This window comes from Viridibacillus sp. NPDC096237 (genome assembly GCF_050278625.1).
Lineage (GTDB): Bacteria > Bacillota > Bacilli > Bacillales_A > Planococcaceae > Viridibacillus.
Window position 1 is genome coordinate 1 of record NZ_JBNNTI010000001.1, and the last position, 14095, is coordinate 14095.

Here is a 14095-nt window from a genome sequence, read left to right on the forward strand (position 1 = left end):
AATCATTCCTTCGAACAAAAACACTTAAAAATCTAAAAGTGATAATCTACAAGAAAAGGTTGGATTGTCATTTACACAAAACTATTGACAGTCCCCAAATAAAGCTGAACTAATACAAAAATTAGTTCAACTTTAAAATATCTTGTTATAATGTTGCACATTTTATAAAGTATACTGATGTATTCAGTGCATTACTTTAACAACCAGTTATAATCAATTTTTTGTTTTGTTAAATTCGCCATCCTCAAACTCCCTCCAACTTTTTACTAATCTCAATATATCAACGGAACCATTGTCTTATGAATAGAAAATATAAAAATAGCCCACTGGTTCTTTGCTTATTTGGTTTGGAAAAATTCAGAAAGTAATTGAAATCCAATATATAATTTAAAATATCATTGTAAATTCTGTAAATATTAAAAATATAGTTGAAATGTATATAATTAACAATTACAATCAAATTGTACCAAATAATAATAAAATAGGATTTGGGAATTTATGAAATTTCAAAGCAAATTAGCCTCAACATTAGCAGTTTTAGGTATCTTAGCAAGTTCAAGTTTCGTAACAGATGCATCAGCTTCAACATCTTCCTCGTATACTGACAGATTTGGTGATCAAGTATTAGAAACAACAGATTATGATTCTATCGGAGCCCCAATATCCGTAAGTGTTGAAAAATGGGGAAAAACAAGTAAAGCACCATATTGGAATGTATCATCTAGAATCAGTCGATCATATGCGTTACCAAATATTACGGTTACTATGAATGGAACAGGTACTTCTAGTTCATATACAAGTAAATCTAAAAGTTCATACTATTCTATAGATAAAATTGGTGTTTCAACAACTCTAACTAGTGGTGGTACTGTAATGGCTACTAAATCAGCTAGTAATACAAATTCAGGTTATGTAGCGGCAACTGCAAGTAAAGCTAACGTCATTTTGCCACCTGGTAAATACAGGAATACATCAAGTCATTCGTTCGAGCATACAGGATACAATAGTTGGTATCCTAGTACTGAAGCGACAGATAAATGGTCTTAAAATTACAAGAAGCATATTGGGTAAAACCTTTATGCTTCTTAATAATTTTTTAGGAGGGGTAATTTGTGTAAAAGATTACTGTTATTTTGTCTTATAATTACTAGTTTGTTTTTTAATATAGGATGCCAAACTTTAGAAGCATCAAGCCTGAATAAAGGAGATAATAAAGACTATTCAAAACAAGAACTTCCTATAGCAAATTCCGGCGGAGAAGGTTTTAGTTTAGGATTCTATAATAATAATAAAATAGTAAAAGAAAGAACATTCAAATTAAAAAATAAAGAAAACAACTTCAAAAAAAAGATAATATTAGGTAATAAAACATCAAAAGAAGAAGAATTTGTTCTTCTAATTTTTGATCATGCTAAACAAATAAACTTCTCTATAGATGGTAAATCGAAAAGGTATTATATTTTTAAAACAAAAAAAGACGCATATAAAGAAATTAATGTAGATATAAAAGGTCTATCGGATGGTTTCCATTCAATAAGTTATTTAATATTAAGAAGTCCTAATAAAAAAATCACAAATTTGGAACAATCACGGGCATATTCACAGGTATTTAGTATTAGAGTTAATGTTCTAAAGAACATTAATGAGATTCCAACCAAGAACAAATTAATAAGAACTAACAATAAAATTTCCAATAATGAAGCTATTTCTGGAGTTTTTTTAGGTGAAGATAACAATAAATACAAAGGGAAACTAATTCAAAAAAATTCTAATTTTAAATATAATTTAGTTTACGGGAATCAATGGGACCGTGATGTTGATTTCTACATAGTGTCTCTACTAAATTGGGAACAGATAAATGTAAGCAATAAAACACCGTATATATATGATAAATTGAATCCAGGTCAAGAAGTTTCAGTAATAACAACAATGAATAAAAAACAATTAAATAAAGATAAGAACATTATAGTTAGCTTATTTCTACCTACTCCTTTTAAAGATCTTACACCAGATAATCCTTTTGTTGATGCTGGTATAGTATCTAGTAATCGAATATTTATTGAATAGATATAAGCACCTATAGAAATGATCTGACCCAAGAAAGTTAGTTTGTAATTCTTCTTCAGTGAATTGAACGTCTGAAACCGGACGTAGCTGTGCCTGTTCAAATACTTGTTTGTTACTGATTTTGTAATTCATAATAATCCTCCAATAAAACTTTCAATTAATTTTAAGTTCCTACTTTATCTACAAATCATAGGACTATAAAATTATATCCTATATTCATTCAGCAATGAAAATAAAAAAAATGAGCTTGGCTCTTTTCAATTAAACCCAGCCTAAAGACGTATCTGTTTCTCTTGAATCAACGCTCCCTGTTAGTTGAAGAACACAATGAATTTTAGCGATTATTATCTTCCTATACATTCCATTCATCATAATTGGTGTATCTTCTTCTACCTTCATACATTTATTATTTTTTGGAATTAATTCTTCAAAACTTCGGCCAATATCAGTTCCTAATACCCTAATAATTGGTCTTAAAAGTACTTTTGGTAATGACAGCTTTTTATTTTTAGGAGTAAATTTATCAAAAATAATAATTTTTCCTTCGTACTTTAAAACTCTTGAGATTTCTTGAAAACATTTATTAGCATCTGGTACAACTGAAAGTATTAGACTTGCTACTACATAGTCGAAGGATTCGTCTCCAAAAACCATATTTTGTGCATCCATTTCTAAAAATTTAATCTTAGAGTCCTTGAACTTTGTTTTTGCCTTTCCCAGCATATCAGGTGAATAATCAATTGCAGTTATATCTAAGTCAGAGGAATTGATTAAGTCTAAATCAGCACCCGTCCCTACACCAACAATCAAAATTTTTTGTTTGCTATCGAATGATATTGTTTGGAATACTTTTTTTCGAGCAATTAAGAAGTTACCCGAATTAAAAAACTTATCATAAAATGGAGATCCAATTTTATATATAAATTTGTTCCAATAATTATTCAAACCCTACACTCCCAATTTAATGATAATTCTACCAATCAATAACATACCTAATTTTTTAATTTATTTCATTTTTCCACTATTAATTAGTAATATTATTCTTTTTTAACTATTCTGCATCGTTAGTTAAAAATTCAAATAATGTATTCAACAACTACCCCAACAAAGTTCATCTTATTAACCGGGAACATTGACCCATATCCACTACACTTACCTTTCCCCAATTCTTTTCCACCAATTTAGGGCATTCTGTTACTTTCATAAAATGTTTCATTTGAAAATCTCATATGATTGAATCGCAGTTTTTCTGATGTTCTTAATAAAATTACGAATGAACGATAAATTGGTTTCATCTTCTTAAACTAACCTTCTCCTTTAGTTGAAGAAGATAAAAGAACTGTCTAAACAACTCAATGATTTTCTACTAAAGCACCGTTAGTTTAACAAGAAATACAACACATATTTAAATTCACCAATATAAGTTTGGTTTGGTACCCTTTACAGATAGATAGAAAAATCACTAATCCCTGCATATGGGATTTTGTTCTTGATTTTTTCCTCTAATTCATACAGGGTATACTTTTGCCAATCTTCCATATTATTCATATCCCACTTGTCTCTAAACAATTGATATAGAAAAATCTCCCTCAACTTCAAGAAAACAGGTATTTGTTTAATTAAATCCTTATGTAGCAAATTCTCTTCTTTATATCCAGCAAATAGATGGCTCATAAACGTCTGAGGGAATGTATCTACATAGCCATTGTAGGAATTATGTTGCCAATAGGCGTGATAGAAGACTACAGCAACATCTTGGGCGTACCAATTATATGAACATTCATCAAAGTCAATCGTAGTTAAAGTACCTTCATTATTGATAATTAGGTTACCTTGGTGGAAATCATTATGGATTAGCCCAAATGTTTCTGGTGTAATTTCATATGGAAATAGATTGTGCATCGTTTTGTCGTAATTCTCTCTTATCCATGGACTTAAATTTCCTCTAATACCAAATACATCGGGATTTTCAACTGTCCACACAGGTCGATGAATTACATCAACCTTAAATTTTTTGGATAAGGCATGCATTCTTCCCAAAATCCTCCCGAATTGTTCAAACATTTTTACATTCCAGTGAAATAGGTTTGTAACGTCAATATGGTCACCTTTAATAAATTCAAAATACGCTCTGACCCGTTCCTCTTCACTCTCTAAAGTCATTTCAGGCTTCGAGACAGCGACTCCTTCTTCATATAAGAAATTCATCCACTCTATTTCTTGCAAAACCATTTTCTTTGTTTTCCTAACATCAGATATTCTTACTACTTTTCCTTCATTCTTGATATGAAACACATCGTTATGAAATCCCCCGTCTAGTCTAATACGATTTTCTTCCATACTTATTTACCTCCGTAATACTCTACTTTCATGAACACTTTTCTCAAAAAACATCTTCATATTTGCATTCCTTATTCAACTAATCTGCACCGTTAGTTGAATAAAAAAAGAGCCGTCTAAACAGCTCAAAGATCTTCTTCTAAAGCACCAGTTAGTTTAGGTACAATCCTTCACAATCTCATATTTACATAAGCTCTTTCAACTTTTTCATTACCGAATGGACGGTTAATCTGTGAAATGAGATAAGTTTCCCCTTGAAAACGACTGAAAATATTCCATAAGGTGTTGGGGATAACTCTATTAGTTCTTCTCTGCTTTTTAAATCAATAATTTTGACATCTAACCCCAATTCATTTGCACCCACAATTATATTTTCAGTTGCGACTTCTACGTAAGGACATTGAAAAGAGCGTATTATAGTAAGGTTTTCGAATTTATTAATTCTTTCATCCCAATTAGTAGAAAAATAAGGAAGTAAGGTACTATTTTCAAACTGATAAACAAGTAGTTCAAAATTAAATGGTGCTGTATCTACCAATTTAAATTGATTCTTTAAAAAGATATCCTTACTTGGTGTCCAAGAAGTTTCAGGATTTGTAACCACTACTACACCTCGCTTAGACTGGCTTTTTGCATTTTGCAGGCATTTATTAATCAGTTTAGTTCCGTATCCTTTTCCAGTTTGACTTACCCATAGACAATGGATTACCAAATAATTATTAGCGTGGACCACCCTAGAAGAAAACTCAGCGTCAGTATATTCAATAAAACCTACTTGTTTTTTATTTTCTATTAATTGAATATACTTTAAACCTTTCTCGAAACTTTCGTTTAGCCACTTATTTTTGTTTATGTATCCTAGTGATTTTTTTTTACTTCTGAGACAAAAACTCCCCATTCCTTCGAGAATTTCGGTATCTAGCTCAATCATTTGAAAATCTTCCAAGGAAATCCCTCCTTTTCTCTATATAACTATTTCTATTTGTTCTATTATTTCTCCTTTATTATTTCCTTCTACCACTAACTTGCCCCTTTAGTTGAATAAGAAAAAGAGCCGTCTGAATCAAAGATCTTCTACTAAAGCCCCTGTTAATGTAATAAGAAATGCGTTTCTATTAGCTGGTTTACTTGAATAAACATTCTACCTTAATGTACGTAGAAATTAATTAGGTAACCTACTTAGTGATTCACGAAGAACTTTTAAATTTTGATGATAAACCTCAGGTGAACTCCAATAGCTGTACATAGAAGGTATTTCAATACCTTCTATGTTATCCTTTTCTCTTACTACATTATTTAACTTATTTATATAATTAATCAGTTTAGAAAAGTCCTCCTTTGTCCCTACTGGACCATGTCCTGCAATCGCCACGTCAAAATTTAAAAGTTCAACCTTTCTCAAAATCTCAACCCATTTATCAGGATTAGATTCTTCGAAAAATGTTGGATGACAATTGACAAATAATAAATCACCCGTAAATATCACTTTTTCTTCCGGGATATATAAAATCGCATCACAATAAGAATGTCCTCCACCTAAGGAAAAAAGTTTTGCACTAAATTTTGTTCCAATGAATGTCAGTTCCCTTTTGAAAGATTGGTTCGGTAATACCAGCTCTAAAGTCGGTAATGACTTTTCTAACTCACTTAAGAAGTTTATCTGGTCTTTTAATTTGCTGTCATTATTTTTGTTTAATGAGTCTTGTAATGATTCAATATAATTTGATAATCCTTGTATATCGTTTTTTTGCTTACTAATCCTTGAAGGATGATTCTCTTTCATTTTTGAATATGTAACTTCACTAGATATAATTTTACTTTCCTTAAATGTTTGGTTACCTCGTATATGGTCACCATGCCAATGACTATTAATAACCCATGTTACTGGTTGATTTGTTATTCTTTCAGCAATATTGTTTAAATCCTCTGATGCCTGTTGTGTGTTAAAAGTATCAAATACAATTGATTTATCTCCTAAGTCAACAAAACCTGCATTAGCTACTGCACCACTACCTTCCTTAGCGATTGCTGCATAGACATTTTGACTGATTTTCTCAAGTGTAAAATGTTTACTAAATAATTCCCCCATCCTTTTCTCCTCTCCTTTTTTCTATTTTTATTGGTATAACTTTCCGTACAATCAAATTCAACATTCTATCAGGTTCTTCTTCAACAACCTGCTCCGTTAGTAAAATATCAATATGTCTATATTTCGATAGAGTTGGCAATAATCCCTTTAATAATAACTTTTTAGGAAGTAATTATATTGCTACTGTCAAAAGCATGGGAAGCATTTGAATCTGGGATTCATTTTGCTTCCTCCTCTGACCGCTCATTCACCAGTACCCCTATTCCTCCATGTAGTATCATAGCTTCGCTTGTTATACGAGATCTATGTCACAACCAGCCTCAAACATGTTTCTACAAGTAGGGAGTGGACAGTTTAGCTGACGGGATTATTGTCCCACGCACCCGTACGTCCTACCCTGGCTACTGATATATTAAATCCTATAAAAATAAGAACCAGTAAAAACTGGTTAACCTTATAATACGAAGCACCCCATTAGTTGAAGAAGATAGACTATTCTAATAATGACTAAGATTTAAAAATGTATATAATTCAAGATAATTATCATACCTTAAATGTTTTCTAGGGTTCCGCAACTGTCAATGTTGGTGTGGTACGAGAGAAAACTCATAGCTATGCTGTGTCACGGAACGATAAAAGCCTGGGAGAAACTGTTTTTCAACAGTTATCTCTTGGTTTTTTTTGTTTTTATGGGAAAGAATAAAATCGGAGGTGTTATTTGAATGAATACAAACTGGGTTAAAGTAGTAGTCGCTGCTTTTTTCGAAGTTTTTTGGGTTATTGGATTAAAATATGCAGATAATTTTTGGACTTGGACTGGAACAGTTATTGCTATTATTGTTAGTTTTTATTTAATGATTATGGCTGGTAAAAAACTACCCGTTGGAACAGTCTATGCGGTTTTTGTAGGACTAGGTACAGCCGGAACAGTTTTTTCCGACATCGTATTTTTTGGTGAACCATTTAAAGTAGCAAAAGTTATTTTAATTTTAGTTTTATTAGGAGGAGTAGTTGGTTTGAAGTTAGTTACGAAAGACAGCGATAAAGAAGGAGTTGAATCTTAATGGCGTGGATTTCTTTGCTTGCTGCAGGTTTATTTGAAATGTTTGGTGTTTTAATGATAACTAAGTTGCATAAAGACCGTAATTGGCAATCTGTACTATTTCTAACTCTCGGGTTTGGGGCAAGTTTTGTATTTCTTGCTTATTCAATGAAAACACTTCCCATGGGTACAGCTTATGCAATTTGGACAGGAATTGGTGCATCTGGTGGGGCAATTTTAGGTATGCTTTTATATGGTGAATCAAAAGATTGGAGAAGAATCGTTTTTATAGGTATGGTCTTAGGTGCTGCAATAGGTCTAAAACTCGTCTCATAAAAGAGTTTTTAGATTATAATATGAAAAAGATAATTTGTTTGCAAAAAAAGGAATACATTTTGAAAGAAGATTAATCAAAATGTACTCTTTTATGCTAATGCTTATCGAAACATAGTTATATAAAATAGACCCGGGAAAGACAACGGAAAATTATAAAATACAATCATCTAATCGCAAATTGTGTCATTTTTTATAACGTCTTTCAACTTAGGGTTCACCATATCAAAAAACAAAATTTTACATTTCGACACAATTCGGACACATTTTAACCGGTTCCCTGTACGTTAAGGAACCGGTTGTTGACTTATTTTAAGAAGTTATATTTTATTAATTTCTTCCAGGGGATTTAGATTCCACTTCGTTTTCATCGGAATATTCTTTAGTAGTACCGTATCCTGCATTCCCACCCTCAATAGACGAGGGTTGTCTTTGATTTGAGTCTATCCCATCTTGGAAATTATTTACTTGTTCTTGGTCGGATTCACTTATGTTTTCTTGAGTAATAACATCATATCCTATTAAAATACCAATTATAACTAGGCTGCTGCAAACACATAATTTCATCCATGTTCCTCTCATTCTCTTCATTCCTCTCTTAGGTGTAGCATCAAAAAGTGTATAAATTGAACTTACAGTTACTTTGAAGTCATGCCATTCTTTATTTCCTCTAAAGTAAACATATTCATTTTTCAAGAAACATTTTGTATAACTAAATTCTGTTTTTGAAGATAAACAGCTTTATCTGACTGTTTGGCTACATCTTGTGAATGAGTTACAACAATAATACATTTATTTTCTTTATGTGCTAACTCTTTAAACAACTCAATAATTTCCATGGACGTTCCTTGATCTAAGTTTCCAGTCGGTTCATCTGCAATTAACAGATTTACATTAGAAGATAATGCACGAGCAATTGCGACACGTTGTTGTTGACCACCACTGAGTTGTAGTACGTTTCTTTTTGCTTCTATTTCTGTTAATCCTACTTTTTTTAGTAGATCCAATGCTCTTGTCTTTTTATCTTTTACATCGACTCCTGTTATTTCCATTGCTGTTATAACATTTTGAAGTGCAGTCATATAGTTAATAAGATTATAAGATTGAAAGATAATGGATACGCACTGATTTCGATAGGAATCAAGACCTATTTCACTTATATCCTTTCCTTTGTATAAAACATATCCACTTTTTGGGGAATCCAATCCGCTCGCTAAGCTAAGAGTTGTAGTTTTCCCTGAACCTGATGGCCCTAAAATCGTGTAAAAAGTTCCAGTTTGAAAAGAAAAATTCACATTTTGTAAGATTTTAGTTCTCTTATTATTACTTTCATAATGATAATTGATATTTTTAAACTGTAAAATTGTCTCCATATGAATTCTCCTTATTCGTCTTTTAATAAAATCTGTTTCGGATTTAAACGAAGAATTGATAATGCTGGAAGAATCGTTGCCAGCATAGCGATTAATAATCCAATCCCCCCTACTTTTCCTAAATCTTCAGTTGAAATACTTATATCAAGCTTATCTACAGGATCGACTTCTGGGGCAAAGTTACCACTGAATTTTGCTGTAGGATCTTCCGGTTTATCCTCATTCTTTTCTATTTCACTAGATAACAAATTATCACCGATTTTTTGAGAAACTTTCTCTCCTATTGCTAAAGATAAAGCAAATGCTAATACAGCAATACATAATACCTCAACTAGTAATTGACCCATTAACTTCCACTTTTTCTCGCCTATAGATAACAAAATTCCCATTTCTTTTCTACGTTCCTTAATAGAGAGCATAATTATTAATCCTAAAATCGTTGCACCTGCAATAGACACCATAATTACAATCGTTTTCGAAAAAGATGCAATATTTTCGATTGGACCAATCATCTGTTTATAAACGTTATCTTGTGCATCTAATTCATAGTACGCTGGTAACCCAGTTTTTTTTACTTCCTCTTTAAATGCATCAATATCCTTAGGGTCCTTTAATGAATAGATTGCATTTTCCAATGAATTCATAACAGAATACGGTACATATATTTGATTAGCAGGCTCTAATAAAGCAAAAGAATGTCCTCCAAAAGATTTGGCCTCTTCTTTAGACTCATATATACCTATAATTTCTAGCTCTTTCGTGGTAAGTTCCTCATTCATTACTTCACCTAACTGTAGTTTATCACCCACTTTTAAATTGTTTTTTTTAGCTAGTTTTTTTTCAATCATAGCAACGTTTTTCCCTACTGTTTTTGGCGTAATTCCCTCTCCTTCAACAAGTTTTATTTTTTTGTCTTGAGCAACTTCTAATGAAGAAAAATCTCTAACACCCTGTAAAGTGAAATTTAAATTATTATTCGGGCCAAATGATTCACTTCCTCCAGGTTGTTCGACATAATGAAGCTCTTTCAACTCAACATTAGCACTTTTTAGATAATTATAGTGATCTAAATACTTAGAGTTCTTTAATTTATCAGCTTCTTTTTCTTCGATACTAGGTACCTTTCCTTCACCATTAGCATTTTGATTACTGTTTTGTTCTTCTAAATACTTATTTATATCGATTTTTAGGTTGATATCAGCTCCTAATTGTTTTCTGGCTAAATCAGTTGCTTTACTGGATGCACTTTGAATCGTAAATCCAGCTAATACCAAATTAATTACAACTAGAAAGATAGCAAGTAATATAAGTGACTTTCCCCTTCTTGATTTTAAACTTAAAAATGATCGTTTGATAAAATTCATGTTTTCTAACCTCCAGGATTCCATATTAAAGTAGCAATCTGGAGTTTCTATGTAGATATTCAGGAGTTTTCTTGGAGATATGTGAGTTTATCTGAAGTTCTGGTGCAAAAACTTCAGGATAATTGCAAGTAATCTCTTAGACTTGGACATACTAATAGGGGTAAAAGGAGCATCTATGCTGGCAGGTGCAAAGTGGATTCCAATAAAAAGAAAGAGAACATAAATTAAATTATGTTCTCCTACCCTCTTATTCATATTGTAAATATTAATTGGATTTAACTTAGCTACCTTGTTAACTAAAAGAAAGCTAACTATACTGCTAATAAATAATAGATATCCCTACTTAAATATCAAGCATATACAATAAAATATCACATTCTTACTACTTTTTTTCAGGAAGAACAATTCCTTTATATAATTGAACTGTAATAAAGTAATAGATTGAATAGATAACTACGAAAATCAAGATTGGTAACCAAATACGGAAATATGGGTCAATTAAGATGAAACCAAAAATCTTCATACCCAATAACACATGAATCATTCCTACTATCCCTGGGAATAAAAATACTAAAAATAACTCTTTATAAATAGATTTTGCTAATAGTTCTTGACGGACCCCAATTTTACGAAGCATTTCATAACGTACAATATCTTTTGAAGCACCGGAGAGAATCTTAAACATTAAGCAACTTGCCATCATCGCAAGGAAAGCAATACCTAAGAAGAATCCCATAAATACTGCTCCACTGGCACTAGCATAAACCCCATTATATATTTGATATTTACTGAAGATATCTTCAGCTGTGACATTTTTATATTTAACTAGCTGCAACTCGTCAATTTTTTTCCATTTGTCTAAATATTTTATAAAATCATCAGTTTTTCCAATTACAACGATGTTTTCTTTTTCTTGAATTTTATCGTACATTTTTTGATCTACTATTTTTATTACTTTTTCATTGTAATTTAAATAGGTTGGTTGAAGAGAGCGTAAAGCGTTATCCCACTCTTCTGGGATAATATTTGTATTCTCCTTATTCTCCTCACCATATTTTGAAATTGCTCCTACAGGAAGATTTTCAGAAACTCGTTTTACTTTCCCTCTATCCTTTTTTTCTATTCCAGCTTGCACAAGTGGACGGTTTTTCTCTAGATTTTCTTTCAAGTAGTAAACATATTTATCATCTACTTTATAATGATATTCATTCTTTTCTTTAAATGTAATACCATCTAAAATGTTCTTTTCTTCTTCTGTTGGATTATGAATGACTGTATCGTATATTTCAAGTTGATCAGTCGATTTAATTACGTTATTTTTGAAAGCCATCCCACCTGAAATTGCCCCCGCACCAAGTGCTACTAACATTGCTACTGTTGCGAGTACTTTTGTTAAACTATTAATACGAAAGTTTAATTGAGCAAATGTAAAAGCATTAAGACCTTTCTCACTACGCTTTTTATTACTCTTTAATTTTTTAATAATAAGAGGAAGGACAGAAGTAAATAACATATACGTTCCCGCTGTAGTTGTAAGCATCGCAATCATAGGACCCTGCTCTTTTAACTTATTCATATAAATCATGGAAGTATATCCAATTCCTAGTAAAATAATGGCTAAAAATGAAACAATCCCAGTCCACTTACCTTTAATAATTGTACGTTCTGCTGAAGCATCTGCATGTACAAGTTGCAGAACAGAAATTCGTGATAATTTCACACTATTCATAATGGCAGATAGCACAAATAATACCAAGAAGAACATACAAGTAACTGACATCGATGGTAAATAAAACGCTTGATAACCACTCGCAGTAAAGTCCAATTGCTTCATAAGGAGTTTACCAATACCTTGTGAAAGCCCTATCCCTACTGTAATTCCAATTACTAAGGATACTGCCCCAATAATAATTGTTTCCAGAAACATAAGTAATGTAACCTTATGTTTTTTTGCACCTAACATCATATACATCCCAAATTCTTTTTGGCGAAGAGACATCAAAAATGAATTTGCATATAGAACATAGAAGAATGTAATGATTGCTAATAGAGCTGAACCTGTTTGAAAAACAGGTCCAATTGACTGAATAGTAGTATTTGCTTCAACAAATGCTTTATTTAATGCTAGTGTTTGAAACATGTAAAAAATTGAAATTGACATAACAAGACCAACTAGTAAGACAATATAATCTTTTAGCTTACTTTTTAGTCCTGACATAGAAAGTTTAAATATCATGGTGTATGTCCTTTCTTATCCTTTTTGTGTACCTAAATCCGCAAGTATATCTAAAATTTCCTTATAAAACGATTCACGCGTACCCTTGCGATGAAGTTCTTTATATAACTCACCATCTTGAATGAACAAAATGCGCTGGCAATAACTTGCACTGTATGGATCATGCGTTACCATCATAATCGAAACATCTTGTTTTTCATTTAAATTTTTCATTGCTTCTAAAAGACTTGTTGCATTTTTTGAATCAAGTGCCCCTGTTGGCTCGTCTCCTAAAATAATTGCTGGCTCATGTACTAATGCACGCGCTGCTGCTGAGCGTTGTTTTTGTCCACCCGATACTTCTGATGGATATTTTTGAAGTATTTCTGAAATTCCTAACATATTTGCTACTCTTTTTACTTTTGGATCAATCTTACGTGATGGGACGCCTTGAAGTGAAAGTGGAAGTGCAATGTTTTCATAAATAGATAAATTCTCTAGTAAATTAAAATCTTGGAAGATGAATCCTAATTTTTGAGATCGAAAATCTGAAAGTTCTCCTTGTTTCATTTTAGTGATATCGATTCCAGTGATTTCAACAACGCCGCCCGTTGCGGTATCTAATGTTGAAATTACATTTAATAATGTTGTTTTTCCTGAGCCAGACGGTCCCATAATTCCAACAAATTCTCCTTCCTGAATCGAGAAAGAAATGTCTCTTAAAGCGTGTGATTGATTTTCACCTTTTTTACCATATACTTTTTGAATATTTTTTACATTTACAACTGAGTTGTTCATAATATCCTCCTGCTTTTTTCTTAATTTAAATATTTCATTGTTTATTTTTTTAATTTTTCTTTTGTTTTTTCGGGAACTTCTTTCTCTTGCACTTTCTCAAATCCGTAAACATACTCTCCTTTTACATGAACCTTTAAATAAGAATCTGGATAACCATCCTTACCAGAAAGCCCTACTTTAATGGTATTTTCATTACCTGATTTATCAACTCCGTTTAACATGTAAAAATATCTCTTACCATCGTGTTTAGGATCAGGTTTTGCTTCCCCTTTTGTAAGAACGTACACATATTTTTCTTTCACTAACGGATTAAATCTATCTATTGTTTCTCCTCCCATATAAGTTAATAACCCTGCTCCCACAACTAATCCTGATATTGCAATCCATGCTTTTTTCATTTTCATCTATCTTTTCCGCCTTTCTTTTTCCTATTTAATTAGATGTCATCTCATTCATTCTTTAGGATTTTAATGA

Annotated in this window: 14 protein-coding genes; 4 read left to right on the top strand and 10 right to left on the bottom strand. The window is 31.7% G+C overall.

The annotated features are described in order from the left end of the window. The first annotated feature begins 498 nt into the window (after positions 1 to 498). Positions 499 to 1047 carry a hypothetical protein gene (locus ACQKMD_RS00005; RefSeq protein WP_427748427.1) on the top strand — a complete coding sequence of 183 codons (549 nt, stop codon included), beginning with the start codon at positions 499 to 501 and terminating at the stop codon, positions 1045 to 1047. A gap of 63 nt (positions 1048 to 1110) precedes the next feature. Continuing rightward, positions 1111 to 2067, top strand: a complete 957-nt coding sequence (locus ACQKMD_RS00010; RefSeq protein ID WP_427748428.1) for a hypothetical protein — start codon at positions 1111 to 1113, stop codon at positions 2065 to 2067. Between the two features lie 261 nt (positions 2068 to 2328). On the opposite strand, the gene ACQKMD_RS00015 is transcribed toward ACQKMD_RS00010, so the two are convergent. From ACQKMD_RS00015 to ACQKMD_RS00030, 4 genes are all read right to left on the bottom strand, one after another. Then, entirely contained in the window at positions 2329 to 3012 is a 684-nt protein-coding gene (locus ACQKMD_RS00015; RefSeq protein WP_427748429.1) for a class I SAM-dependent methyltransferase, read from the bottom strand. 495 nt (positions 3013 to 3507) lie between these two features. Continuing rightward, the gene (locus ACQKMD_RS00020; RefSeq protein WP_427748430.1) at positions 3508 to 4407 is read right to left on the bottom strand and encodes a phosphotransferase enzyme family protein; all 900 of its coding nucleotides are present in this window, start codon (positions 4405 to 4407) and stop codon (positions 3508 to 3510) included. Positions 4408 to 4591: 184 nt separating this feature from the next. Beyond that, positions 4592 to 5353 carry a GNAT family N-acetyltransferase gene (locus ACQKMD_RS00025; protein WP_427748431.1) on the bottom strand — a complete coding sequence of 254 codons (762 nt, stop codon included), beginning with the start codon at positions 5351 to 5353 and terminating at the stop codon, positions 4592 to 4594. 216 nt (positions 5354 to 5569) lie between these two features. Next, on the bottom strand, positions 5570 to 6496 hold the full coding sequence (locus tag ACQKMD_RS00030; protein ID WP_427748432.1) for an MBL fold metallo-hydrolase: 927 nt from the start codon (positions 6494 to 6496) through the stop codon (positions 5570 to 5572). Between the two features lie 722 nt (positions 6497 to 7218). Between ACQKMD_RS00030 and ACQKMD_RS00035 the strand changes: the two genes are divergently transcribed. Together ACQKMD_RS00035 and ACQKMD_RS00040 are read left to right on the top strand one after the other, a co-directional pair. After that, a complete protein-coding gene (locus ACQKMD_RS00035) occupies positions 7219 to 7560 on the top strand; it encodes a DMT family transporter (protein WP_427748433.1) in 342 nt (113 codons plus the stop codon). After that, the gene (locus tag ACQKMD_RS00040; protein ID WP_427748434.1) at positions 7560 to 7874 is read left to right on the top strand and encodes a DMT family transporter; all 315 of its coding nucleotides are present in this window, start codon (positions 7560 to 7562) and stop codon (positions 7872 to 7874) included. Before ACQKMD_RS00035 ends, ACQKMD_RS00040 begins: the two co-directional genes overlap by 1 nt. 327 nt (positions 7875 to 8201) lie before the next feature. On the opposite strand, the gene ACQKMD_RS00045 is transcribed toward ACQKMD_RS00040, so the two are convergent. From ACQKMD_RS00045 to ACQKMD_RS00070, 6 genes are all read right to left on the bottom strand, one after another. Continuing rightward, positions 8202 to 8453 carry a hypothetical protein gene (locus tag ACQKMD_RS00045; RefSeq protein WP_427749276.1) on the bottom strand — a complete coding sequence of 84 codons (252 nt, stop codon included), beginning with the start codon at positions 8451 to 8453 and terminating at the stop codon, positions 8202 to 8204. Between the two features lie 110 nt (positions 8454 to 8563). Further along, complete coding sequence (locus ACQKMD_RS00050) at positions 8564 to 9244, bottom strand: ABC transporter ATP-binding protein (RefSeq protein WP_427748435.1); 681 nt, start codon at positions 9242 to 9244, stop codon at positions 8564 to 8566. 11 nt (positions 9245 to 9255) lie between these two features. Beyond that, positions 9256 to 10608, bottom strand: a complete 1353-nt coding sequence (locus ACQKMD_RS00055) for an ABC transporter permease (protein ID WP_427748436.1) — start codon at positions 10606 to 10608, stop codon at positions 9256 to 9258. Positions 10609 to 10990: 382 nt separating this feature from the next. Then, the gene (locus ACQKMD_RS00060; RefSeq protein ID WP_427748437.1) at positions 10991 to 12844 is read right to left on the bottom strand and encodes an FtsX-like permease family protein; all 1854 of its coding nucleotides are present in this window, start codon (positions 12842 to 12844) and stop codon (positions 10991 to 10993) included. Between the two features lie 15 nt (positions 12845 to 12859). Continuing rightward, entirely contained in the window at positions 12860 to 13621 is a 762-nt protein-coding gene (locus ACQKMD_RS00065) for an ABC transporter ATP-binding protein (protein ID WP_427748438.1), read from the bottom strand. A gap of 41 nt (positions 13622 to 13662) precedes the next feature. Next, positions 13663 to 14019, bottom strand: a complete 357-nt coding sequence (locus tag ACQKMD_RS00070; RefSeq protein WP_427749277.1) for a YxeA family protein — start codon at positions 14017 to 14019, stop codon at positions 13663 to 13665. Positions 14020 to 14095: the final 76 nt, after the last annotated feature.